A 21,985-nucleotide genomic window follows, 5' to 3' on the forward strand; every position below is an offset into this window, starting at 1 on the left:
CGCCGCGCCGACAGCGGACCGACAGCTGTCGACAGCGGACCGACAGCTCCCCTTTACCCGCGCCCGAGGTCCGGCACGACAGGATTTCCGCAGCGTCTGAACAAGGGGTCCCCAGGGACCGTACCTCTCGGCAGATCACGAGTGACCGGAAGGAAACGTCAGCATGACCAGCGAATCAGTTCAGCCGATGCCGGGCCCGAGCCGCCGTACCGTCGTGGCGGCGGTGGGCGCGGCGGGGCTCGCCGTCGCGCTGACCGCGTGCGGATCCGAGGACGAGGCGTCCGGCTCGTCCACGGAGCAGGGAGCGGCGGCGGGCGGCGGTGCCGCCCTCGCGAAGACGGCGGACATCCCGGAGGGCGGCGGCAAGGTCTTCGACGCCGAGAAGGTGGTCGTCTCGCAGCCCGCGGCCGGGGACTTCAAGGCGTTCTCGACGATCTGCACCCACCAGAACTGCCCGATGACGGACCTCAAGGAGGACACGCTGTCCTGCGCCTGTCACGGCAGCCAGTTCTCCGTCCTGGACGGCAGCGTGAAGAAGGGCCCGGCGACCCAGCCGCTGGCCACGAAGAAGATCAGCGTGTCCGGCGACTCCATCACGCTGGCCTGACCCGCGGCGCCCGCGCGAGTCGGTCCAGGACCTCGTCCGTGGTGACGACGGTGGCGACGAGCGCGAGGGTGTGGGCGATCATCGCGGGGGTGTACGAGGAGGGCACCCCCGCGATGGCGTCCCTCGGCACGACCACGACATAGCCCCGGTTCACCGCGTCGAGGACGGCGTTGGGCACGGCCACGTTGGCCGAGACGCCGGCGACGACGAGCGTGCGGCAGCCGAGGTTGCGCAGGAGGGCGTCGACGTCGGTGCCCTGGATCGGGGACAGGCCGTGCAGGCGGCGTACGACGAGGTCCTGTGCGGCGACCTCGATCGGCGCCGCCACCCGTACCGCGTCGGTGCCGGACAGCTGCCGGACGGGGAGCCGTTCGGCGGCGCGGAAGAGCCGGGCGTTGCGGTTGGCGCCGCGGCCGTCCGGGCGGCGTTCGGCGATCGCGTGGATCACCTGCACCCCGCTCGCGTGGGCGCCGGCCACCAGCCGGGCGACCTGCGCGAGGGCGCCCGATCCGCGCGCCTCGTCGGCGAGTTCGGGCAGGGCGCTGTGGGGGCCTACGACGCCGTTCTGGCACTCGACCGTGAGCAGGACGGTGGTCGCGGGGTCGAGGAGATCGCTGAGCTCGGCGTGCGGCGGCATGGTCTCTCCCAGGGGCCGGCGGCGGCGTGGGCGGTGAGCGTAGCCACCATTGCGTGGGGACGGAAGACGACTCATCCTTTTCTGACGTGATGTCAGAGGATCTCTCCTCTGGCACGACGTGGGAGAAGAGGGGGCCGTATGACCGTCACTCAGCGCCGGGGCCGGAAGATCATGATGTCTCCGGGCGAGCTGGACGCGTTCCTCACCGAACAGCGCACCTGCCGGGTCGCCACGGTGTCCGCCGACGGCTTTCCGCATGTCAGCGCCCTGTGGTTCGCGTGGGACGGGACGTCGCTGTGGCTGTACTCGGTGGTCCGCAGCAAACGCTGGGCCGATCTGCGCCGCGATCCTCGGGTCGCGATCGTCGTCGACACGGGCGAGGAGTACGAGCAGTTGCGCGGTGTGGAGCTGTCCGGCACGGTCGAGTTCGTGGGCGAGGCCCCGCGCGTGGGCGAGCTGTGCGCCGAACTCGACGTGCCGGAGACGCTGTTCGCCCGCAAGAACTTCGGCATCGAGGAGATGCCGCACGACGGGCGGCACGCCTGGGTCCGGCTGACCCCGGAGAAGATCGTGTCCTGGGACTTCCGGAAGCTGGGGTCGGCGTAGCGGGTCCGCGAGCCCGTCAGACGGCGTCCTCCGCCGCCGAGCGCAGCGCCCGCACCGCCGCCCGGATCGACGGGCGGCGGTCCGCGTCCGCGCGCCACACCGCGTAGACGTGCCGGTGGACGCTCTCGCGCACCGGCACCGCCCGCACCCCGGGCGGCATGGGGTCGCGGCCGAGCCGGGGCGCCACGCAGACGCCGAGTCCGGCGGCGACGAGGGCCAGTTGGGTGTGGTGCTCCTCGGCGCGGTGGGCGATGCGTGGCTCGATGCCCTCGGTACGCAGGGTGTAGAGCAGCCACTCGTGGCAGAACTCGCCCTCGGGCCAGGCGACCCATTCGTCGTCCGCGAAGTCCTCCATGGTGACCTCGGCGCGCTCCGCCAGCGGATGCCCCTCGGGCATGGCGATCTCCACGCGGTCCTTGAGGATGGACGCCTTGGCGAGCCCCTCGGGCATCGGCAGGGGCTTGTTGTGCCAGTCGAGGACGACGGCGAGGTCGGCGTCCCCGCGGACCACCGCGGCGACCCCTCCCTCGGGCTCCAGCTCCCGTGACCGCACGCGCAGCGCCGGGTGCTCGGCGCGCAGGGCGGTGAGCGCGGCGGGGAACAGCCCGCGCAGGGCGGTGGGGAAGGCGACGAGCCGCAGCTCGCCGACCACCTGCCCGCGCTGCGCCTCCAGGTCGGACTGGGCCAGTTCGACCTGGGACAGGATGCGCGCCGCGTGCTCGGCGAGCAGCCGCCCGGCGTCGGTGAGCCGCACGCCCCGGCCGTTCTTGGCGAGGAGGCGCTGGCCGACCTCGCGCTCCAGCTTGGACATCTGCTGGGAGACGGCCGAGGTCGTGATGTGCAGCCCCTCGGCCGCACCGCTGACCGAGCCGTGCCGGGCGAGGGCGTCGAGGGTGCGCAGGCGCTCCAGGTTCAACATGTAAGCGATGCTACGAGATATCGTGCGCGAAATCTCGATTGTGCTACGAGATCATCGTGGCGCATCGTAGGGCCATGACCACCGCCACTACCCCGCGCACTCCGGCCTCGGCACCGGACCTCCCCCGCCCCCGCCTCGGCTGGCGTCTGCGGTTCGCCGCCCTCTCGCTGATCTGGGGCTTCAGCTTTCTGCTGATCAAGGTGGGCACCGACGGGTACGCCCCCTTCCAGGTCACGCTGGGCCGGCTGGTGTTCGGTACCGCGGTGCTGGCGGCGGCGATGGCGGTCAAGCGGGAGCGGCTGCCGCGCGGGGCGCGTACGTGGGGGCATCTGGCGGTGGCCGCGTTCCTGCTGAACGCGCTGCCGTTCTCGCTGTTCGCGTACTCCGAGCTGACGATCCCGTCGACGCTCGCCGGCATCTGCAACGCCACCTCGCCGCTGTGGGGCATGGCCCTGTCGATGGTCGCGCTCTCCGAGGACCGGCCCACGCGCGTGCGGGTCGCCGGGCTGGGCATCGGTTTCGTCGGTGTGCTGACGGTGCTGGGCGCCTGGCAGGGGTTCGACGGGCTGGACGCCAGGGGTACGGCGATGGCGCTCCTGGCCTCGCTGAGCTACCCGATCGGCTGGATCTACGTCCGCCGCACCCTGGCCGGGAACGGCTCCTCGCACCTGGCGCTGACCGGCGCCCAGTTGCTGCTGGCCACCGGGCAACTGGCGGTCGTCACCCCTCTGTTCACGTCCCTCCCGACCCGCTTCCCGCTGCTCCCCTTGCTGGCCGTGGTCGCCCTGGGCGCGCTCGGCACCGGACTGGCGGTGCTGATCCAGTACGGACTGGTCGCCGAGGTTGGTCCGACGACGGCCCAGATGGTCACGTACTTCATCCCGGTCATCGCCACGGCGGCGGGCGTGGCCGTCCTGGGCGAGTCCCTGGCGTGGTCGACCCCGGTCGGAGCGGTGATCGTCCTGGCGGGCGCGGCACTGACACAGGTGAAGCGGGGCACCTGACCGGACGGGGCGGCGCGCCTGGGGGTGTCCCGCTGGTCAGGCCGGGCCCGATCGGCAGGACACGACCGAGCACTCAGACATAGCTCCGTACCGGTGCCCGGCCCACCGCCGCCGCCACCGCGTCCGCCAGGGGGCGGGCCTCGTCCGGGCGCAGGGTCGACGTGGTGATCCTGATGCCGGGCGGGGCCGAGGTGCGGAAGCGGGCGCCCGGGGCGACCGCCCAGCCGGCGTGGAGCAGGCGCGAGACGGCTCCGGTCTCGTCGGGCACCGGGACCCAGACGTTCAGGCCACTGCGCCCGTGGGCCCCGATCCCCCGCTCGGCCAGGGCCCGCAGCAGCAGGTCCCGGCGTTCGCCGTACGCCGCCGCCACGGCCGCGGGGTTGTGTCCGCCGTCGGTCCACAGCCGTACCACCGCCCGCTGCACGAGTCTGCTGACCCAGCCGGCCCCGAGGCGCTGCCGTCCGCGCACCCGGTCCACGGTGACGCCGTCGCCGGTGAGCACGGCGAGGCGCAGGTCCGGTCCGTACGCCTTGGCGACCGAGCGGACGAAGGCCCAGTGCCGCGTCCCGCCCGCGAGGGGGTGCAGGGGCAGGTCGACGATCCCGTGCCCGTGGTCGTCCTCGATCAGCAGGACGTCGGGGTGGTCCCGCAGTACGGAGCGCAGGGCACGCGCGCGCGGGGCGCTCACCACGGCGCCGGTGGGGTTCTGCATACGGTCGGTGACGATCAGGGCCCGCGCGCCCGAGGCGAGGGCCCGCCGTACGTCCTCGGGCAGCGGTCCGTCGTCGTCGACGCCCACCGGGGCGAGCCGCAGCCCCAGGGCCGGGACCAGGTCGAGCAGGGCGCCCCAGCCGGGGTCCTCGACGGCGACGGTGTCGCCGGGCTTGAGGTGGGCCTCCAGGACGCGTTCGATGGCGTCGAGGGAGCCCGAGACGACGGCCTGCGGACCGGGCGGCACCCCGTCGGCGTCCAGGGCCGCCCGCGCGAGGCGCGCCAGCTCCGGCTCCACGGGGTCGGCGCCGTACAGGACGGGCTCCCGGTCCCCCTGCTCGCCGGCGGCCGCGAACGCCCGCGCCAGCGACGGCAGCAGCGCCGGGTCGGGATTGCCGCTCGCCACGTCCCGGACGCCCTCGGGCACCTCGACCTGGGCGTACTCGCGCCCGGTCGTGGCGGGCCTGGGCCGCACCCGGCTGCCCCGCCGGCCCGCGGTCTCGATGACGCCGCGCTCCCGCAGGATGCGGTAGGCGGCGGCGACCGTGTTGGGGTTCACCCCGAGATCCGCCGCCAGCTCCCGCATGGGCGGCAGCGGTTGACCGGGCTCCAGCTCACCCGTCCCGACCCCGCGCTCGACGCTCGACGCGATGTCCGTCGCGCGCCGCCCTTCGATCCGATATTCTCCTAGCACAAACAACATTATGCACTAGTACAATGGAGGGCGCCATGCAGGTGACCCAGCAGCAGACCCCGCCGCCCGGCGCCTACACACCGACGGACCGCACGGTCCCCACCCGCTCCCCGCAGCGGGCGTCGTACGACAGGGAGTCGGTGCACGCGATACTCGACGAGGCCTACGTCTGCCACCTCGGGTTCGTCCGTGACGGCGCCCCGGTCGTGCTGCCCACGCTGTTCGCCCGCGTCGGCGAGACGCTCTACGTCCACGGCTCGACGGGCTCCCGCCCGCTGCGGATGACCGGCGAGACGGACCCGGGGCTCCCCGTCTGCCTGACGGTCACACACGTGGACGCGCTGATCCTGGCCCGCTCCGCCTTCCACCACTCGATCAACTACCGCTCGGTCGTGGTGCACGGCACCGCCTATCAGGTGACGGACCCCGAGGAGAAGCGGATCGCCCTGGACGCCCTGGTCGACCACGTCGTACCCGGCCGGGCGGCCGACTCCCGGCCGGCGAACAAGAAGGAGCTGGCGGCCACCGCGGTGATCCGCCTCGGCCTGGACGAGGTCTCCGCCAAGCTCCGCACGGGCGGCGTCAACGACGAGCCCGAGGACCTGGCCCTCCCCCACTGGGCCGGGGTCGTCCCCCTGCGCAAGGGCTACGGGACCCCCGTCGGCGATCCCTCCCTCGCCCCCGGCACCGCCCTCCCGGACTACCTCGGCACCCGCTGAGCACCGCACCGCGCGGGGCCCCTCCCGACGAAGGGGCCCCCGGGGGTCACGCCGGGCGCGGGCGGTCCCGCCGGGCCCCCCGGGCCTCCGCGAGCGCGAGCCCGATGACGGACCCGAGCATCAGCAGGGTGCCCAGGCAGGTCGCCGCCGTGAGCTGCTCACCGAGCAGGAGCACCGCCAGCACCGCGGCGCTGACCGGCTCGAGCAGCATGATCACGGACACGGTGGCCGAGCGCACGGCGGCCGCGCCGGCGAAGTAGAGGGCGTACGCGAGCGCGGTCGGCACCGCCGCGATGTACAGCAGGAGCCAGCCGACCCGCGCGGGTTCGGCCGCGTGCGGCACGAGCCCCTCCGCCAGGGCGAGCGGCAGCAAACACACGCTGGTCACCGCGAAGGCCCACACGGACGTGGAGGCGGCGTCGGCCCCTCCGTCCCGGCCCCACTTGCGCGTCAGCAGCGTCATCACGGAGTACCCGGCCGCGGACAGCAGCGCCAGCAGCACACCGGCGGGCCGCACGGTCGCCCCGGCGTCGCCGAGCGCCATCACCCCGAGCCCGGCGAGCGCGCCGGCCACGGCCGCCACTCCCCCGCGCCCCAGCCGCTCGCCCAGCATCAGCCGGGCGCCGAGCGCGATGAACACGGGACCTGCGCCGAGGGTGACGACGGTGCCCACCGCGAGACCGGTGGCCTGCACGGCGGCGAAGTAGGCGGTCTGGAAGACGGCGAGGCCCAGACCCGTGGCCCCGGCCCGCAGCATCCGGCGCCGCAGCGGCGCCGGGTCGGCCGCGCGGGTGCGCGGACGCATCAGATGGACGGCGAGCAGCAGCAGGAAGCCGACCGCGCAGCGCCAGAAGGAGAGCGTGACCGGTCCCATGTCACTGGCCCGGTAGACCAGGGAGGCGGCGGCGCCCGCGGTGCCCCAGGCGGCACCGGCGACGACCAGGAAGAGCAGGCCACGCCCGACGGGCAGGCCGGACAGAGCGGTGTTCGACACGATTGGTTCTCCGCAGACTTGCAGAAGGTACGGACCCGGCTCAGCGGGGTCCGGGGGACACGTCTGCGGGCAGCACGGCACCGCCCGGCGCGGCCGGGCGGACGATCCGGAGGGCCCGCCTCAGGCGGCCGGAGGCGGAAGAACGCGTGTCATCGGCATGATGGCGCACCTTAGGCGACGTTTTCCCGCGCGGACAACTCGGGGTCGATCCCGCCGGCCGCCACCGGCTGCGGCGCGCCCTTCGCGGGTGCCGAGGACTGCGCGATGAAGGCGCCGGCCAGGACGACGACACCGCCGGCGATCTGCGGGGCGGACAGGTGCTCGCCGAGCAGGAACCAGGCCAGCACGGTCGCGATGACCGCTTCGAGGCAGGCGACGACCCCGGCGACCTGCGGCGAGAGCCGGCGCACCGAGACCACTCCGGTGACGTAGGCGACGACGGTGGCGATCAGGATGATCCAGGCCAGCAGCAGCACGGCCGGTACCGGTGTGCCGTCCATGCGGGCGGTGCCGCCTAGCACGCCCCAGTCCATCGTCCACGGGCGGGCGACGACCGTGAGCACGGCGGCGCCGACCAGGAGGCCGTACGCGATGACCCCGAGCGGGTCCGGGATGTCGGCCCCGGAATCGCTGCCCTGGTCGGACAGGACGAAGTAGCCGACCTGGCAGCAGGCGGCGCCGAGCGCGAGGAGCAGTCCGAGGGCGTCGAAGCCGAGGCCCGCCCAGACCTCGACGACACAGGCGAGGCCGCCCACGGCGAGGACCACGCCGAGGGCGGCGGCACGGGTGACGGGCCGCCGCTGCACGAACCGGACCCAGCCGAGGACGAGCGCCGGGGCCAGATACTCCACGAGCAGCGCGACACCGACCGGGATACGGGAGATGGAGGCGAAGTAGAACGCCTGCACACCGGCCACACCGAGCAGTCCGAACCCCGCGAGCAGGGCGGGCCTCCGGCGGACCAGGGCCCGGTGGCGTACGGCCATCGGCAGCATCACGAGGGCCGCGCCGGCCACCCGCAGCCACACCACGTGGAGCGGGTCGAGGCCCGCCTCGATCAGCGGCTTCGCCGCGACACCGGACCCACCGAAGGCGATCGCGGAGCCGATCGCCAGACCGAGCCCGATCCCTTTGCCGCGGCCGGTCAGACCGCTCTCAGACGTGTGCACCGGCACATGATGACAGGCGTTGACATGAGCGTCATCCCCGGTGACACCTGTCTCGTTGGGTGGACGCCGGAGGCACTCGCACACAGGCGGCTAACGCGCACCGTCGACACCGGGTGCGAACTCGCCGCGCCCCTCGTCGATCCGGGCGCGCAGGTCGTCCACGTCGACCCCGGCGCGCCGCAGCACCTCCACGGCGCGGGTCCGCGGGTCCCGTACGAGCGCCCCGAGCAGGTCGACGCCCCGGGCCAGCGGATCGCCGCGGCGGGCGGCCCGCAGGCGGCAGTCGCGCATCGCGTCCGCGGCCAGCGGGGAGAGACCGTCGCCGGCCGGCACGACGGCCAGGGCCTCCGAGTCCTCCACGGTGCCCTGCCAGCGCAGGCCGTAGCCGATGCTGCGCTGGACGAGGTAGCCGAGCAGACGGGCGACCTGGGGTCCGTCGCCGAGGACGGCATGGACGTCCGGGTCGTGTTCCAGGAGCGAGTGCAGCAGATGGGCCGTGTCGGCGTGCCGGTCCCGGTCGCGGACCGCCCGGCGGCGGGCGCCGGAGACCACCGCCGCCAGCTCGTCGCTGAGCCGGGCGGCGTCCTGGCGCCGGGAGTCCGGTTCCTGGGTGGACTGCCGGGGGATACGGGGCTGCACATGTTCACCCCATCAACTACTTCGCGCCGAGGCATCCGCGAGGGGAACCATTCCGGCGTACCACCCGCAGGGGACTTCGGGGACGGAGATCTCCTCCTTGCGGAGGAGATCAGACGGAGGACGGCGATGCGCCGCGCGCCGCCTTGCCGGACGCCGGGTCCCGCCCCCGGCCGCGGCACCCCCTTGGATCTGACGGTTCATCACTCTTGAATGCTGCGGACCCCACGGCTACGTTCCGCGACACCCGAGCCCGACACGAAGAGGTGGTCGCATGGCCGAAGTCAGCGCGGAGGCACACATCGAGGCCCCCGCCGAGAAGGTCTGGGCACAGCTGACGGACTGGTCGTCGTACGGCGAGTGGAACGCGACCCACACGGACTTCCCGGCCGGCGGACCCTCGGTCCTCGAGGTCGGTGGGACCTTCCAGGAGAACATGAAGCTGATGGGCTTCCCCGCGGAGGTCGAATGGACCATCGAGGAACTGGAGCCGGCCCGGACGCTCGCCATCCGCGGCAAGGGACCGATGGCGGTCACGGTGACCACGCGGTACACGCTGACGCCCGAGGCCGGCGGTTCGGCCACGGCACTGCGGATCGACGGGGAGTTCACGGGCGCGGCGGTGTCCCTGATGGCCGGCAGGCTCAGGGACTCGGCGACGGCCGCGCTGAACGAGTCGCTGCGCAGGCTGGCGGGTCTGGTGACCTGAGGACTCCGGGCCCCTCCGGGCGACGCGAAGCGCCCCGTGGATCGTTCCACGGGGCGCCTGTGGGTCACGGCGGGAAGGCCGTGGTGCCGCTCAGTCCTCATCGGCGAGGATCAGGTACAGCTTCTTGCGGGCCTCGCCGATGACGGCGAGCGCCTTCTCGCGCTGTTCCTTGGTGCCCGTCTTCCAGACCTGGCCGAAGGCCTCCATCAGACCGAAGCCGGCCTGCCGGATCTCGCCCAGCGCCTCCCAGTCGACCCCGCGGGAAGCCTCTTCCCACGGGGCGTCCGGTCCCGCTTCGGCCGCCTCGCGGCCCGACTCGGTCAGGGAGAACAGCTTCTTGCCGCCCTCGCTCTCACTGACGATCAGGCCCTCGTCCTCCAGCAGTTGAAGGGTCGGGTACACCGAGCCGGGGCTGGGCTTCCACGCCCCGCCGCTGCGCTCGGCGATCTCCTGGATCATCTCGTAGCCGTGCATCGGGCGGTCCTTCAGCAGGGCGAGGATCGACGCCCGTACGTCACCGCGCCGCGCCCGCCCCCGGGGCCCGCCCCGGCCCCTGGGCCCCCACGGGCCGGGTCCGAATCCGGGTCCGCCGAAGCCCGGACCGAACGGCCCGAAGGCGCCACGGCGCCCTTCCGAACCACCTCGGCCGCGACCTTCGTGGCCACCGTGTCCACGCTCGAATCCATGGGAACGCATCGCCCTCACTCCATCCATTGTTGATCTGTCGCGATGCTTCAACGATATATCGGAAACATTGGAACGACAAGGCCCTTCCGAGCTGCCCGATCGAGCGGACTCCGGTCCAGCACCCTCTGATTGGCCTTGGCCCCCCGCTCCCGGCACCCCCTACCGTCGGCGGCATGCGGATTCGAATCGTCGACGCCTTCACCGACCGCCCCTTCTCCGGCAACCCGGCGGGGGTCCTGCTCCTCGACGCCTTCCCGGCGGACGCCTGGCTCCAGGACGTGGCCAGGGAGGTCAACCATCCCGAGACGGCGTTCGCGCACCGGCTGCCCGGGGGCGGCGAGGCCGACTGGGCGCTGCGCTGGTTCACCCCCGCCGCCGAGGTGGCCCTGTGCGGCCACGCCACCCTCGCCACGGCCCACGTCCGTACGAACGGCTCGTACGCCCCCTTCCGGTTCGATCACGCTCGACTTCCCGACCGCCCCGCTCACCCCCGTGCCCGTGCCCGACGGGCTCGCGCAGGCCCTCGGCGCCGAACCACTGAGCGCCTTCGACACCGGCCCGTACGTCGGCGACCTGCTCGTCGAACTCCCCGACGAGAAGACGGTCCGCGCCCTGACCCCCGACTTCCGGGCGCTCGGCGCGCACTCCGGGCGCGGCGTCATCGCCACCGCCCGCGCCGAGGACCCCGCCCGGGGTCACGACTTCGTCAGCCGCGGGTTCTTCCCCAACGTCGGCGTCGACGAGGACGCCGTCACCGGCAGCGCCCACACGGCCCTCGCGCCGTTCTGGTCCGAACGCCTCGGCAGCACCGAGCTCACGGGCCTGCAGGCCTCCCACCGCCCCGGTCACGTCCGCGTCGAAGTGCGCGGCGACCGCACCCTGCTGAGCGGCCGCGCGGTCACGGTCATCGAGGGCGAGCTCAACGCCTAGGGAATCTCCGCCGCACGGCGGCCCCCTTCGTCCCGCCCTCCGGATCAGGCCGTCGGCAGCCAGTCCACGCGGCCCGCCAGCAGGGCGTATCCGACGAACGCCCCGATGTCGAGCAGGGCGTGGGCGACGACCAGCGGGCCCACGCGACCCCAGCGCCGGTAGAGGAGGACGAAGACCACGCCCATCACCATGTTGCCGAGGAAGCCCCCGATGCCCTGGTAGAGGTGGTACGAGCCGCGCAGCACGGAGCCGGCCACCAGGGCGGTGCCGGGCGTCCAGCCCAACTGCCCGAGGCGCCGCATCAGATACCCGACGACGACGACCTCTTCCAGGACGGCGTTCTGCAGGGCCGAAAGGATCAGCACCGGGTACTTCCACCACACGTCCGGCAGCGCCTCGGGCACCACGGTGAGGTTGAAGCCGAGCTCACGGACGGCGAGGTAGAACGCGATCCCGGTGCTGCCGATCACCGCCGCGACGCCCGCCCCGCGGCCCAGGTCGAACCAGGGCCGCCCGCGGTCGAAGCCGATCGTCCGCATGCTCCGCCCCTCCCGCATGAGGAGGTGGGCGACCAGCGCGACGGGCACCAGCGCGCTGGCGATCCCGAACAGCTGCCAGGCCAGGTCCAGCCACGGACGCCCGGGCGCGGCCGAGGCGTTGAGCGTGGCCGCCTGGTCCTTGAGGCCGCCCGGCTTCGTCACGGAGCCGACGAAGCTGATCAGGGCGGACACACCGCTCGCGCCGAGCGAGAGCGCGAGGACGAGCAGTGTCTCGTCACGGAGGATCCGCCGTGCGGGCCGCTCACGCGGAAAGGAATCGGCCAGGGGATCTGCCTCGCCCTGCACACCTGCCTCCAGTTGGCTAATCCCGTCTCATCCTGATCGCCGCCCCGCTAGGGTCTCGAAAAAAGTCACGAGGACCGCGCGGGGCCCGCCGTCGGGGGGACGGGGCTCCGTACGGGGCGCACCGCCCGCACCACCCCTGGCCCGCCCCACGGCGGAGTGCGGCGGGGGACCGGGCGGGGCGACAGGGAGGGGCACCACCGTCATGGGACGTCACAGCTTGCCCGATCAGTGTGGAGCGGGCAGCGGCGACCCCCGTCGGCGCGCCTTCCGGCGCAGGCTGGCCCTGGTGACGGCCGTGGCGCTGACGGTGGCCGGCGGCACGGCCGCCGCGGTCGAGGAGGGCCTGCTGTCCTTCGGCACGTCGTGCCAGGACGATCCGGTGCGGTTGAGACTGGTGGCCTCCCCCGAGGTGGCCCCCGCGCTGGAGACGGCCGCCGAGCGGGCCCGCCGGGCCGCTCTCACCTCGGACGGGCGGTGTGTGTCCGTGACGGTGACCGCACGGGAGCCGCACCAGGTCGCCGACGCGCTGACGGCGGACGAGGACCCCGGCGCCGAGGTGTGGGTGCCGGACTCGCAGGCGTGGGTGCAGCGGCTCACGGCGAACGGCGGCACAGCCGAGGTCTCCACGATCGGCAACGTCGCCACCTCCCCCGTCGGGGTCGCGATGGCCCCGGCCGCCGCGAAGGCGCTGGGGTGGCCGCGCCGGACGTACACCTGGACGGAGCTGGCCGGGGCCACCCTCGGCGGCGGCCCCGTGCGGCTCGGAGCGGCCGATCCGGCGCGCAGCGCGGCCGGGCTGCTCGCCCTGACCCGGGTGAGCGCGGCCGCCGGCGCGAGACGGGGCGGGGACACCCGGGCGGCGGGCCTCATGAAGGCGCTGTCGGAGCGGGTCACCGAGGGCGACGGGCAGGTCCTGGAGACCCTGCCGCGCGACACCTCGGAGACCGAGTCGGCCAACCCCCGGCGCAACCAGGCGGTGGTCCTCAGCGAACAGGCCGCCTTCCGGTACAACGCGGCCACCGAGGACGCCCGCGACCTGGACTTCTTCTACCCGGAGGACGGGGCCCCGCGGCTCGACTACCCGTACGCGCTGCTCGACCAGACCGGGCTGACGACCGACGAGAGCCGGGCGGCGATCCGGTTCATGAGCTATCTCGACGACCCGGAGCAGCAGCGCCTGCTGGAACGTCACGGCTTCCGCACGTCCGACGAGAAGGTGCCCGACGGCTTGGTCGCGCGGGCCGGCGGCAGCGCCTCCCAGCCGTACGCGGAGCCCGTGGACCGGCCGGCCACGGCGGTGGCGCTGCAGGAGACGCTCGGCGTCTGGGAGATCACCGTGCGCAGCGCGCGGATCACCATGGTCGTGGACGCCTCCGCCTCCATGGAGGAGCGGGTGCCGGGGACCGAGCGGTCCCGTATGGACGTCACCAAGGCGTCGCTGCTGCGCGCCCTGGACACCTTCACGGCCGACGACGAGATCGGCCTGTGGGACTTCTCGACCGCGCTGGACGGCGCCAAGGACTACCGCGTGCGAGTGCCGGCCGGGCGCCTCGGGGACAGCGAGGACGACGTCACCCAGCGGGACCGGCTGGAGGCGGCGTTCGGCAAGCTGGAGCCGGTGCCGGACGGCGCGACGGGACTGTACGACACGACGCTCGCCGCCTACCGGGCGGCGGCCTCCACCTATGCGAAGGGCCGCTTCAACGCCGTGGTCGTCCTCACGGACGGCGTCAACGAGGACCCGGGCAGCGTCTCGCGGGCCGGTCTCCTCGCCCGGCTCGAGGAGCTCGCCGACCCCAAGCGCCCGCTCCCCCTCATCATGATCGCGGTGGGCCCGGACGCCGACCGCGAGGAGGCCGACCGGATCGCGAAGGCGACCGGCGGCGCGGGCCACGAGGTGACGGACCCGGCCCAGATGGAGACGGCCATCCTCAAGGCGATCGTGAAGGCGGCGTCCCCGGACCGGCGGAGCTGACGGCCGCCCGTACGCTCCGCCGGGCGGTCCTCACCTGGCGGCCGGGACCGGCTCCGGCAGGCCCACCGGCCAGGTGTGCACGGGCTCGCCGTGGTGCATCAGCTCCCGGTAGCGCCGGGTGGTCGCGGCCAGCGCGGCGTCCCGGCCCAGCCCGGACTCCAGCGCCCGGTGGAAGGTGGCCGCCTGCCAGGACGCGCCGTTGGTGCGCCGACGGCAGCGCTCCTCGATGACACCCAGGTAGAAGTCGCGGTCGGCCGGTTCGACACCCCACGCGTCCAGCCCGGCCTCGGCCAGCGGCAGCAGTTCGTCGCGGACCAGGCTGACGGCGTCGACCTCGGCCATGGCGCCGTGCCGCCCCCGGCGCGGCCAGCGCAGCCGGGCGTCAATGCCGTCCTTGCACGCGGCGTCGAAGTTGGCGGCCGCCGCCTCGAAGGGCATCCGGGTCCAGACGGGCCGCGTCTCCTCGGCGAGGGCGCGGACGACGCCGTAGTAGAAGGCCGCGTTGGCGATGACGTCCGTGACGGTCGGTCCGGCGGGCAGGACGCGGTTCTCCACGCGCAGGTGCGGTACGCCGTCGGCGACGTCGTAGACGGGCCGGTTCCAGCGGTAGACGGTGCCGTTGTGCAGGACGAGTTCGGAGAGGCCGGGGATGCCGCCGGCGTCCAGGACCTCCAGCGGATTCTCGTCGTCGCAGATCGGCAGCAGGGCCGGGAAGTACCGCAGGTTCTCCTCGAAGAGGTCGTACGCCGAGGTGATCCAGCGCTCCCCGAACCAGGTGCGCGGCCGCACGCCCTGCGCCTGGAGCTCGGGCGGGCGGGTGTCGGTGGACTGCTGGAAGAGCGGCGGGCGGGACTCCCGCCACAGCTCGCGTCCGAACAGGAACGGCGAGTTGGCGCCGACCGCGATCTGGGCGGCGGCGACCGCCTGGGCGGCGTTCCAGACGTCGGCGAAGCGGCCCGGGGTGACCTGCAGGTGCAGCTGCACGGAGGTGCAGGCGGCTTCGGGGGCGATGGACTTCGAGGTGCACGACAGGCGTTCCACGCCGTCGATGTCCAGGGTGAAGTCCTCGCCGCGGGCGGCCACGATCTGCTCGTTGAGGAGCGCGTAGCGGTCCACCTCGGAGAGGTTGGAGGAGACCAGATCGTCGCGGTCGAGGGTCGGCAGAATACCGATCATCACGATTCCCGCGTCGACCTCTCCCGCTTTTCGGTCGGCATATGCCAGTGACGTACGGAGTTCCTCGCCGAGCTGGTCGAAAACACGCCCCTCCAGTCGGTGCGGCGCTATGTTGACCTCCAGATTGAACATGGCGAGTTCGGTCTGGAAGTCCCGGCTGGCGATGCGCTCCAGCACCTGTCCGTTCAGCATTTTGGGCATACCATCGGCGCCGGTGAGATTCAACTCGATCTCCAGCCCCAGCAGATTCCTGGGACGGTCGAACCGCCGCTCCTCCAGCAGCCGCTCCAGCCCCGTCAGACACTGCCGCAGCTTGTCGCGGTAGTGCTGACGATCGGACAGGTCGAATCGACCTGCCACGACCTTCTCCCCCATCGAAGTGTCCTCTCCTCGGATGGGCGGGCCGACGATCGGCCGCCGGTCTCGCGGGTCAGGTGGGATGATGCCCAGCGAAGGCGATCGATAACGTCCCCGCCCGGGCATGTGTGCCGCTACTCTGTTCCGATGTGACCGGCGGCACATTCACCGGGCATGCGGCACAGCGCAGTTTCCGCGGGCTGACGAACTCGTGAAAAACGCCGACGACAATTGGCCGACCGCGCCCCGGACGTTTTTCGAGGTCATCACCACACCTCCGGCCGGGAATGGGGATTTTCTCCCGCATATCGCCGACCGAATGCACCCTTGTCTTGTACACCGGGACCGGCTAGATGAAACATCATCTGAACAGTCGTCGTATAAACTGCGCTATCAGGCAGAGGGTCGGCACCCGCGGTCCCCATACCTGTCGTCCAGGTGACGTACGGCAGGCCCACATCCCCCGCGCTTCTCGGACCCCGGCTCCCCGGCACCTCTGACCTCCCCCCGAGCAGACAGCGCTGTCCGCCCTGCCCCGCCCTCGCGCCATCGTGCCTGTCGAATGAGAGGCGACCCACCATGCAGCTGCATGTTCCCCCGGCTCCCGCGCCCGCACTGCGTTCCGTCCTGACCGCGCTCGGTTCCCCCACCGCCGTCAGCGAGGCCCGAACTCCCTCCCTGCGCGCCGCGCAGGGACCCGCCACCCCCGAACTCCCGCTGCCCGTCCACGTCCTGGACGAGGTCACCCCGGGAGGCGGGTCCGCGACCCGGCTGACCGGCTGGCGCTTCCTGATCCGGTGCGGCGAACGCGCGGTGGCCGCCGCCGAGACCCGGCTGACCCCCGACGGCTGGACCTTCTCGCACTTCTTCGAGGGCCCTTACGTCACCTCGACCGAGCGCGCGCTGCGGCAGGCCGAGACGCTGACGCAGCCGTACCAGCCGCGGCTGCTGTCGTTCCCCGGCCTCTACATGCTCACCCTCTGGCTGCACGCCGACAGCACCGCCGACGCCGCCTCCGGCCACCCCGACCCCGCGGACGTCCTCATCCCGCTGGCCCCGGCGCCTCCCGGCATCGCCTCCCACGTACCGCACCGGGTGGCCGACCTGCTGCCCGTCCTCACCCTGCGGGCCACCCCGACGCCGCTGCCACCCCTGCCACCCCTGCTCGGCTCTCCGGCCTGACCCGCACGGCGCGAGGCCCGCGTACCCCGTCACCGCTCCGGGTGGCGGGGTACGCGGCGTTCGGAGGGGCCACCGGGACTAGCCCCATCCGGCCAGGTGAAACCACCCGAAGGGACAGTGCGGTGGGGATGAACCGCCCGCGCGGGTGACGCGTCCTCATCCTGTGAGAAGCGGTGCTGCCAAATCCCTGCGGATTACCGCCCGTAGGGCAACACTGGGTTCCGACCGACTTATACAACGGGGGGCGGCCATGAACGAAGCTTCACGCCGCGAGACAGACACATCAGCCATCTCATCCGTCACGACAGAGCGAAAGATCCCCTCCATGTGCCAGCACCAACCACCGTGTCCCTCAGCCGACTCCGCCGACCGGGAATCCGCCCGACTCGTGGCGCACCACCCGGAGCAGGGCTGGAGCCTGCTGTGCAACGGTGTTCTCCTCTTCGAGGACACCGGTGAACTCCTGCCGGACGGCAAGATCATCGCCCCGCACCGTCCGCTGGTCGCCGGCAAGGTGGTCACCGCCGCGTAGCCGTCCCCGGCCCACACGCCGGACAGGCCCGCGTCACCGGGCGGCGCCCGCCGCACGCCCGGAGTACTCCCAGGGGCCGGTCGCAGACTCCGACTGCGAGCCGGCCCCCACGTGTGTCCGGGCACGCTCACGCACCGTAGTGCCCCGTGTCCCCCGGGCGAACGGCCCGCGTCAGCGCGTGCCGGCCAAGTCCCGCAACGCGACGTTGAGTTCGAGGACGTTGACCCGGGGTTCGCTCATGAATCCGAGCGTACGGCCCTCGGTGTGGGCCTCGACCAGCTTCCGCACCTGCCCCGGGGACAGGCCGTTGCGCTCGGCGACCCGGTGGACCTGGAGGTCGGCGTACTGCGGGGAGATGTCCGGGTCCAGCCCCGAACCGGAGGACGTCACCGCGTCCGCGGGGACCTGGGACGGCTTCACCCGGTACCCGGCGGTCGAGTTGTCCTTGACGACGGCGGCCTTGGCCTCCTTCACCCACTGGACGAGTTCCAGGTTGTCACCGGACCGGTTGGTCGCGCCGGACAGGATCAGGTGGTACCGGGTGTTGAGGCTGTTGCTGCCCAGGCCGTTCTGCGGACGGCCCTGGAACCACTTGAGGTCGGGCGCCGGGGTCTCCTGGCCCTTCTTCAGCGGCAGGTTGTACGCCTGGCCGATCAGGGAGGAGCCGACGACCCTGCCGTCCGCCCTGATCTCGGAGCCGTTGGCCTTGCCGGCGAACAGCCCCTGTGCGACGCCGGTGACGGCCAGCGGATAGACGACACCCGTCACCAGGGTGAGCACGAGGAGGGCGCGCAGCCCCGCCCAGAGCAGACGGGCCGTGTGGGATACGGAGTGGTTCATGTCCTTCAGCCGATTCCGGGGATGAGGGAGAGGAGCAGGTCGATGACCTTGATGCCGAGGAACGGCGCGATCAGGCCGCCCAGGCCGTAGACGGTGAGGTTCCGCCGCAGCAGGCGGTCCGCGCTGACGGGCCGGTAGCGCACGCCCTTCAGCGCCAGCGGCACCAGCGCGACGATGACCAGCGCGTTGAACACGACCGCCGACAGGATCGCCGAGCTCGGTGAGGAGAGGCCCATGATGTTGAGCTTGTCCAGCCCGGGGTAGACCGCCGCGAACAGCGCCGGGATGATCGCGAAGTACTTCGCCACGTCGTTGGCGATGGAGAACGTGGTCAACGCGCCGCGTGTGATGAGGAGCTGCTTGCCGATCTCGACGATCTCGATCAGCTTGGTCGGGTCGGAGTCGAGGTCGACCATGTTGCCGGCCTCCTTGGCGGCCGACGTACCGGTGTTCATCGCCACGCCGACGTCCGCCTGGGCGAGCGCGGGCGCGTCGTTGGTGCCGTCACCGGTCATCGCGACGAGCTTGCCGCCCGCCTGCTCCCGCTTGATCAGCGCCATCTTGTCCTCGGGAGTCGCCTCGGCGAGGAAGTCGTCGACGCCCGCCTCCTCGGCGATCGCCTTCGCGGTCAGCGGGTTGTCACCGGTGATCATGACGGTTCTGATGCCCATGCGGCGCAGTTCCGCGAAGCGTGCGCGCATGCCGTCCTTGACGACGTCCTTGAGGTGGACGACGCCGAGCACCCGCGCCCCGGCGGCGTCCTCCACCGCCACCAGCAGCGGCGTACCACCGGCCCCGGCGATCCGGTCGGCCAGTTCCCGTGCCTCGCCCGGCACGTCGCCGCCGCGTTCGGCGACCCAGGCGATGACGGCCCCGGCGGCACCCTTGCGGATCCTGCGTCCGGGGACGTCCACGCCGGACATCCGGGTCTGCGCGGTGAACGCGACCCACTCGGCGCCGGTCAGCTCCCGCTCGCGCAGTCCGTACCGTTCCTTTGCGAGCACGACCACCGAGCGGCCCTCGGGCGTCTCGTCCGCCAGCGACGACAGCTGGGCGGCGTCCGCCACCTCGGCGGCCGTCACCCCGCTCACCGGCACGAACTCGGCCGCCCTGCGGTTGCCCAGCGTGATGGTGCCGGTCTTGTCGAGCAGCAGCGTGGAGATGTCACCGGCGGCCTCGACGGCCCGCCCGGACAGGGCGAGCACATTGCGCTGCACGAGCCGGTCCATGCCCGCGATGCCGATGGCGGAGAGCAGCGCCCCGATCGTGGTCGGGATCAGGCAGACCAGCAGGGCCACCAGCACGACCATCGACAGATGCGTGCCGGCGTAGTCGGCGAGCGGCGGCAGGGTGGCGCAGGCGAGCAGGAAGACGACGGTCAGCGAGGCCAGCAGGATGTTGAGCGCGATCTCGTTCGGCGTCTTCTGCCGGGCCGCGCCCTCGACCAGGCCGATCATCCGGTCGATGAACGTCTCGCCGGGCCGGGTCGTGACCCGGACGACGATCCGGTCGGAGAGGACCTTCGTCCCTCCGGTGACGGCCGAACGGTCGCCGCCGGACTCCCGGATGACCGGGGCCGATTCACCGGTGATCGCCGACTCGTCGACGGACGCGACGCCTTCCACGACGTCCCCGTCGCCCGGGATGACGTCACCGGCCTCGCACACCACGAGATCGCCGATCCGCAGCTCGGTGCCGGCGACCGTCGTGCCGTCGGCCCGGCGCGCCACCGTGTCCGTCCTGGCCCGGCGCAGGGTGTCGGCCTGCGCCTTGCCCCTGCCCTCGGCGACGGCCTCCGCCAGGTTGGCGAAGACCACCGTCAGCCACAGCCAGGCGCTGATGGTCCAGCCGAACCAATCGCCGGGGTCGGCGACGGCGAAGGCCGTCGTCAGGACCGAGCCGACCCACACCACGAACATCACGGGTGACTTGACCATGACCCGTGGGTCGAGCTTGCGGAAGGCGTCCGGCAGCGACCTGAGCAGTTGCTTCGGGTCGAACATGCCCGCGCCGACGCGTCCTTGGGGCGTCCTGTGCCCGGTCGGCGTGTCCTGGTGGGGCGCGAGCGTGGGCGCGAGAGGGGTAGGGGACATGGCGTCCTGTTTCTGTAGATCGGTGGTCATGACGCCAGCCCCTCGGCGAGCGGCCCGAGGGCGAGGGCCGGGAAGTAGGTCAGGCCGGTGACGACGATGACCGTGCCGGCGAGCAGACCCGCGTACAGGGGCTTGTCGGTGCGCAGGGTGCCCGTGGTGACCGGGACCGGTCGCTGCTCGGCGAGCGAGCCGGCCAGGGCCAGCACGAACACCATCGGCACGAACCGGCCGAGCAGCATGCACAGTCCGAGCGTGGTGTTGAACCACTGCGTGTCCGCGTTCAGACCGGCGAAGGCCGAGCCGTTGTTGTTGGCGGCGGACGTATAGGCGTACAGGATCTCGGAGAAGCCGTGCGCCCCGCTGTTGGCCATGGAGTGCGCCGGGGTGGGCAGCGCCATCGCGAGGGCCGTGAAGACGAGCACGAGCGAGGGCGTGACGAGGAGGTAGCAGGCCGCCGCCTTGATCTCGCGGGAGCCGATCTTCTTGCCCAGGTACTCGGGGGTGCGGCCGACCATCAGACCGGCGATGAACACCGCGATGATCGCCATGATCAGCATGCCGTACAGGCCGGAGCCCACTCCCCCGGGCGCGATCTCGCCCAGCATCATCCCCAGCAGGGCGATGCCGCCGCCGAGTCCGGTGAACGACGAGTGGAAGGAGTCCACGGCACCGGTCGAGGTCAGCGTGGTCGCCACGGCGAAGATCGACGAACCGCCGACGCCGAAGCGCACCTCCTTGCCCTCGTACGCCCCGCCCGCGATGGCGAACGCCGAGCCGTGGTGGCTGAATTCGGTCCACATCATCAGGGCGGTGAAGCCCAGCCAGATGGTGGCCATCGTGGCGAGGATCGCGTAGCCCTGGCGCACCGAGCCGACCATGATGCCGAACGTCCGGGTCAGCGCGAACGGGATGAGGAGGATAAGGAAGATCTCGAAGAGGTTGGAGAACGGCGTCGGGTTCTCGAAGGGATGCGCGGAGTTGGCGTTGAAGTAGCCGCCGCCGTTGGTGCCGAGCTCCTTGATGGCCTCCTGCGAGGCCACCGCGCCACCGTTCCACTGCTGGGTGCCGCCCATGAACTGGCCGACCTCGTGGACGCCGGAGAAGTTCTGCAGGACCCCGCAGGCGACGAGCACAAGCGCGCCGACCGTGGCGATCGGGACGAGGACGCGGACGACACCGCGCACCAGGTCGGTCCAGAAGTTGCCCAGTTCACCGGTGCGCGAGCGCGCGAACCCGCGCACCAGCGCCACGGCGACGGCCATGCCGACGGCGGCGGAGACGAAGTTCTGCACGGCCAGGCCGGCGGTCTGCACGACGTGGCCCATGGCCTGCTCGCCGTAGTACGACTGCCAGTTGGTGTTCGTCACGAAGGAGACGGCCGTGTTGAACGCCTGGTCCGGGTCGATGGAGGCGAACCCGAGCGACCCGGGAAGCACGCCCTGCAGGCGCTGGAGCAGGTAGAGGAACAGGACGCCGACGGCGGAGAAGGCGAGGACGCCGCGCAGGTACGCGGTCCAGCGCATCTGCCGGTCGGGGTCGGCACCGATGCACCGGTAGATCCACTTCTCGGCACGCCAGTGCCGGTCCGAGGAGTAGACCCGGGCCATATAGGTGCCGAGCGGTTTGTGGGCGAGCGCCAGGGCTGCGGTGAGGGCCAGCAACTGGAGGACGCCGGCGGAGACGGGACCCATCTGCGTTCTCAGAACCTCTCCGGGAAGATCAGGGCGAGGACGAGATAGCCCAGCAGGGCGACGGCCACGACGAGGCCGACGAGGTTCTCGGCGGTCACAGCTTCGTCACCCCCTTGGCGACGAGGGCCACCAGCGCGAAACACGCGATGGCGGTGACGACGAAGGCCAGATCGGCCATCGTGGACTCCTGGGTGAAGGTCGTTCGGACGGGACGCTTCGAGGAAACCTCCTCCGTGGCCGGAAACGACCGCTGTTGACGGCTCCCATACGGC

21 protein-coding genes and 1 pseudogene are annotated in these 21,985 nt (G+C 72.3%); 9 read left to right on the forward strand and 13 right to left on the reverse strand.

The genetic code is table 11. The features are described 5' to 3' along the window. The first annotated feature begins 163 nt into the window (after positions 1-163). Positions 164-607: a Rieske (2Fe-2S) protein gene (locus ABZ899_RS16825; RefSeq protein WP_361346229.1), complete on the forward strand. Its 444-nt coding sequence runs from the start codon at positions 164-166 to the stop codon at positions 605-607. Here the strand turns inward: ABZ899_RS16825 and ABZ899_RS16830 are convergent. Beyond that, positions 594-1,244, reverse strand: coding sequence for a cysteine hydrolase (locus ABZ899_RS16830; protein WP_361346230.1), 651 nt, complete (start codon positions 1,242-1,244; stop codon positions 594-596). The two genes, ABZ899_RS16825 and ABZ899_RS16830, sit on opposite strands and share 14 nt — an antisense overlap. Before the next feature lie 138 nt (positions 1,245-1,382). Here ABZ899_RS16830 and ABZ899_RS16835 point away from each other — a divergent pair, with 138 nt between their 5' ends. Then, positions 1,383-1,850, forward strand: coding sequence for a pyridoxamine 5'-phosphate oxidase family protein (locus ABZ899_RS16835; RefSeq protein WP_361346232.1), 468 nt, complete (start codon positions 1,383-1,385; stop codon positions 1,848-1,850). A 16-nt stretch (positions 1,851-1,866) separates the two neighbouring features. Here ABZ899_RS16835 and ABZ899_RS16840 read toward each other — a convergent pair whose 3' ends face one another. Further along, positions 1,867-2,769: a LysR family transcriptional regulator gene (locus tag ABZ899_RS16840; RefSeq protein WP_361346234.1), complete on the reverse strand. Its 903-nt coding sequence runs from the start codon at positions 2,767-2,769 to the stop codon at positions 1,867-1,869. A gap of 74 nt (positions 2,770-2,843) precedes the next feature. Here ABZ899_RS16840 and ABZ899_RS16845 point away from each other — a divergent pair, with 74 nt between their 5' ends. Then, positions 2,844-3,773 carry a DMT family transporter gene (locus tag ABZ899_RS16845; protein ID WP_361346235.1) on the forward strand — a complete coding sequence of 310 codons (930 nt, stop codon included), beginning with the start codon at positions 2,844-2,846 and terminating at the stop codon, positions 3,771-3,773. 73 nt (positions 3,774-3,846) lie between these two features. Here the strand turns inward: ABZ899_RS16845 and ABZ899_RS16850 are convergent, their stop codons facing one another. Beyond that, positions 3,847-5,178: an aminotransferase class I/II-fold pyridoxal phosphate-dependent enzyme gene (locus ABZ899_RS16850; RefSeq protein WP_361346237.1), complete on the reverse strand. Its 1,332-nt coding sequence runs from the start codon at positions 5,176-5,178 to the stop codon at positions 3,847-3,849. Between the two features lie 35 nt (positions 5,179-5,213). Here ABZ899_RS16850 and ABZ899_RS16855 point away from each other — a divergent pair, with 35 nt between their 5' ends. Continuing rightward, on the forward strand, positions 5,214-5,897 hold the full coding sequence (locus tag ABZ899_RS16855; protein ID WP_361346239.1) for a pyridoxamine 5'-phosphate oxidase family protein: 684 nt from the start codon (positions 5,214-5,216) through the stop codon (positions 5,895-5,897). 46 nt (positions 5,898-5,943) lie between these two features. Here the strand turns inward: ABZ899_RS16855 and ABZ899_RS16860 are convergent, their stop codons facing one another. The 3 genes from ABZ899_RS16860 to ABZ899_RS16870 form a co-directional block, all read right to left on the reverse strand. Then, positions 5,944-6,891, reverse strand: a complete 948-nt coding sequence (locus ABZ899_RS16860; protein ID WP_361346241.1) for an EamA family transporter — start codon at positions 6,889-6,891, stop codon at positions 5,944-5,946. Between the two features lie 170 nt (positions 6,892-7,061). Beyond that, positions 7,062-8,066, reverse strand: a complete 1,005-nt coding sequence (locus ABZ899_RS16865; protein ID WP_361346243.1) for an EamA family transporter — start codon at positions 8,064-8,066, stop codon at positions 7,062-7,064. A gap of 84 nt (positions 8,067-8,150) precedes the next feature. After that, positions 8,151-8,699, reverse strand: a complete 549-nt coding sequence (locus ABZ899_RS16870) for a Clp protease N-terminal domain-containing protein (RefSeq protein ID WP_361346245.1) — start codon at positions 8,697-8,699, stop codon at positions 8,151-8,153. A 271-nt stretch (positions 8,700-8,970) separates the two neighbouring features. Here ABZ899_RS16870 and ABZ899_RS16875 point away from each other — a divergent pair, with 271 nt between their 5' ends. Then, positions 8,971-9,405: an SRPBCC family protein gene (locus ABZ899_RS16875; RefSeq protein ID WP_361346247.1), complete on the forward strand. Its 435-nt coding sequence runs from the start codon at positions 8,971-8,973 to the stop codon at positions 9,403-9,405. 90 nt (positions 9,406-9,495) lie between these two features. Here the strand turns inward: ABZ899_RS16875 and ABZ899_RS16880 are convergent, their stop codons facing one another. Then, positions 9,496-10,101 carry a PadR family transcriptional regulator gene (locus ABZ899_RS16880; protein WP_361346249.1) on the reverse strand — a complete coding sequence of 202 codons (606 nt, stop codon included), beginning with the start codon at positions 10,099-10,101 and terminating at the stop codon, positions 9,496-9,498. 164 nt (positions 10,102-10,265) lie between these two features. Here ABZ899_RS16880 and ABZ899_RS16885 point away from each other — a divergent pair. Further along, a pseudogene (locus ABZ899_RS16885) lies at positions 10,266-11,022 on the forward strand (PhzF family phenazine biosynthesis protein). A gap of 44 nt (positions 11,023-11,066) precedes the next feature. Here ABZ899_RS16885 and ABZ899_RS16890 read toward each other — a convergent pair. Then, the gene (locus tag ABZ899_RS16890) at positions 11,067-11,867 is read right to left on the reverse strand and encodes a CPBP family intramembrane glutamic endopeptidase (RefSeq protein ID WP_361346251.1); all 801 of its coding nucleotides are present in this window, start codon (positions 11,865-11,867) and stop codon (positions 11,067-11,069) included. A 202-nt stretch (positions 11,868-12,069) separates the two neighbouring features. Between ABZ899_RS16890 and ABZ899_RS16895 the strand changes: the two genes are divergently transcribed. Then, complete coding sequence (locus ABZ899_RS16895) at positions 12,070-13,842, forward strand: substrate-binding and VWA domain-containing protein (RefSeq protein WP_361346253.1); 1,773 nt, start codon at positions 12,070-12,072, stop codon at positions 13,840-13,842. Positions 13,843-13,872: 30 nt separating this feature from the next. Here ABZ899_RS16895 and ABZ899_RS16900 read toward each other — a convergent pair whose 3' ends face one another. Continuing rightward, positions 13,873-15,393 (reverse strand): glutamate-cysteine ligase family protein, encoded by a 1,521-nt coding sequence (locus ABZ899_RS16900; RefSeq protein WP_361346255.1) that lies wholly within the window; start codon positions 15,391-15,393, stop codon positions 13,873-13,875. A 561-nt stretch (positions 15,394-15,954) separates the two neighbouring features. Between ABZ899_RS16900 and ABZ899_RS16905 the strand changes: the two genes are divergently transcribed. Both ABZ899_RS16905 and ABZ899_RS16910 read left to right on the forward strand, forming a co-directional pair. Further along, the gene (locus ABZ899_RS16905; protein WP_361346256.1) at positions 15,955-16,557 is read left to right on the forward strand and encodes a hypothetical protein; all 603 of its coding nucleotides are present in this window, start codon (positions 15,955-15,957) and stop codon (positions 16,555-16,557) included. Positions 16,558-16,882: 325 nt separating this feature from the next. Beyond that, on the forward strand, positions 16,883-17,089 hold the full coding sequence (locus tag ABZ899_RS16910) for a DUF5999 family protein (protein ID WP_361346258.1): 207 nt from the start codon (positions 16,883-16,885) through the stop codon (positions 17,087-17,089). A gap of 171 nt (positions 17,090-17,260) precedes the next feature. On the opposite strand, the gene ABZ899_RS16915 is transcribed toward ABZ899_RS16910, so the two are convergent. Genes ABZ899_RS16915 through kdpF form a run of 4 tightly spaced genes read right to left on the reverse strand, consistent with a single transcriptional unit; the run spans position 17,261 to position 21,811 of the window. Then, on the reverse strand, positions 17,261-17,929 hold the full coding sequence (locus ABZ899_RS16915; protein WP_361346260.1) for a potassium-transporting ATPase subunit C: 669 nt from the start codon (positions 17,927-17,929) through the stop codon (positions 17,261-17,263). Positions 17,930-17,934: 5 nt separating this feature from the next. Next, complete coding sequence (gene kdpB / locus ABZ899_RS16920; protein WP_361346261.1) at positions 17,935-20,052, reverse strand: potassium-transporting ATPase subunit KdpB; 2,118 nt, start codon at positions 20,050-20,052, stop codon at positions 17,935-17,937. Further along, positions 20,049-21,713, reverse strand: a complete 1,665-nt coding sequence (gene kdpA / locus ABZ899_RS16925) for a potassium-transporting ATPase subunit KdpA (RefSeq protein WP_361346263.1) — start codon at positions 21,711-21,713, stop codon at positions 20,049-20,051. The genes kdpB and kdpA overlap by 4 nt, the downstream gene beginning before the upstream one ends. An 8-nt stretch (positions 21,714-21,721) precedes the next feature. Beyond that, on the reverse strand, positions 21,722-21,811 hold the full coding sequence (gene kdpF, locus ABZ899_RS16930) for a K(+)-transporting ATPase subunit F (RefSeq protein WP_361346265.1): 90 nt from the start codon (positions 21,809-21,811) through the stop codon (positions 21,722-21,724). Positions 21,812-21,985 lie beyond the last annotated feature (174 nt).

Source organism: Streptomyces sp. NPDC046859, assembly GCF_040645135.1.
Classification (GTDB): domain Bacteria; phylum Actinomycetota; class Actinomycetes; order Streptomycetales; family Streptomycetaceae; genus Streptomyces.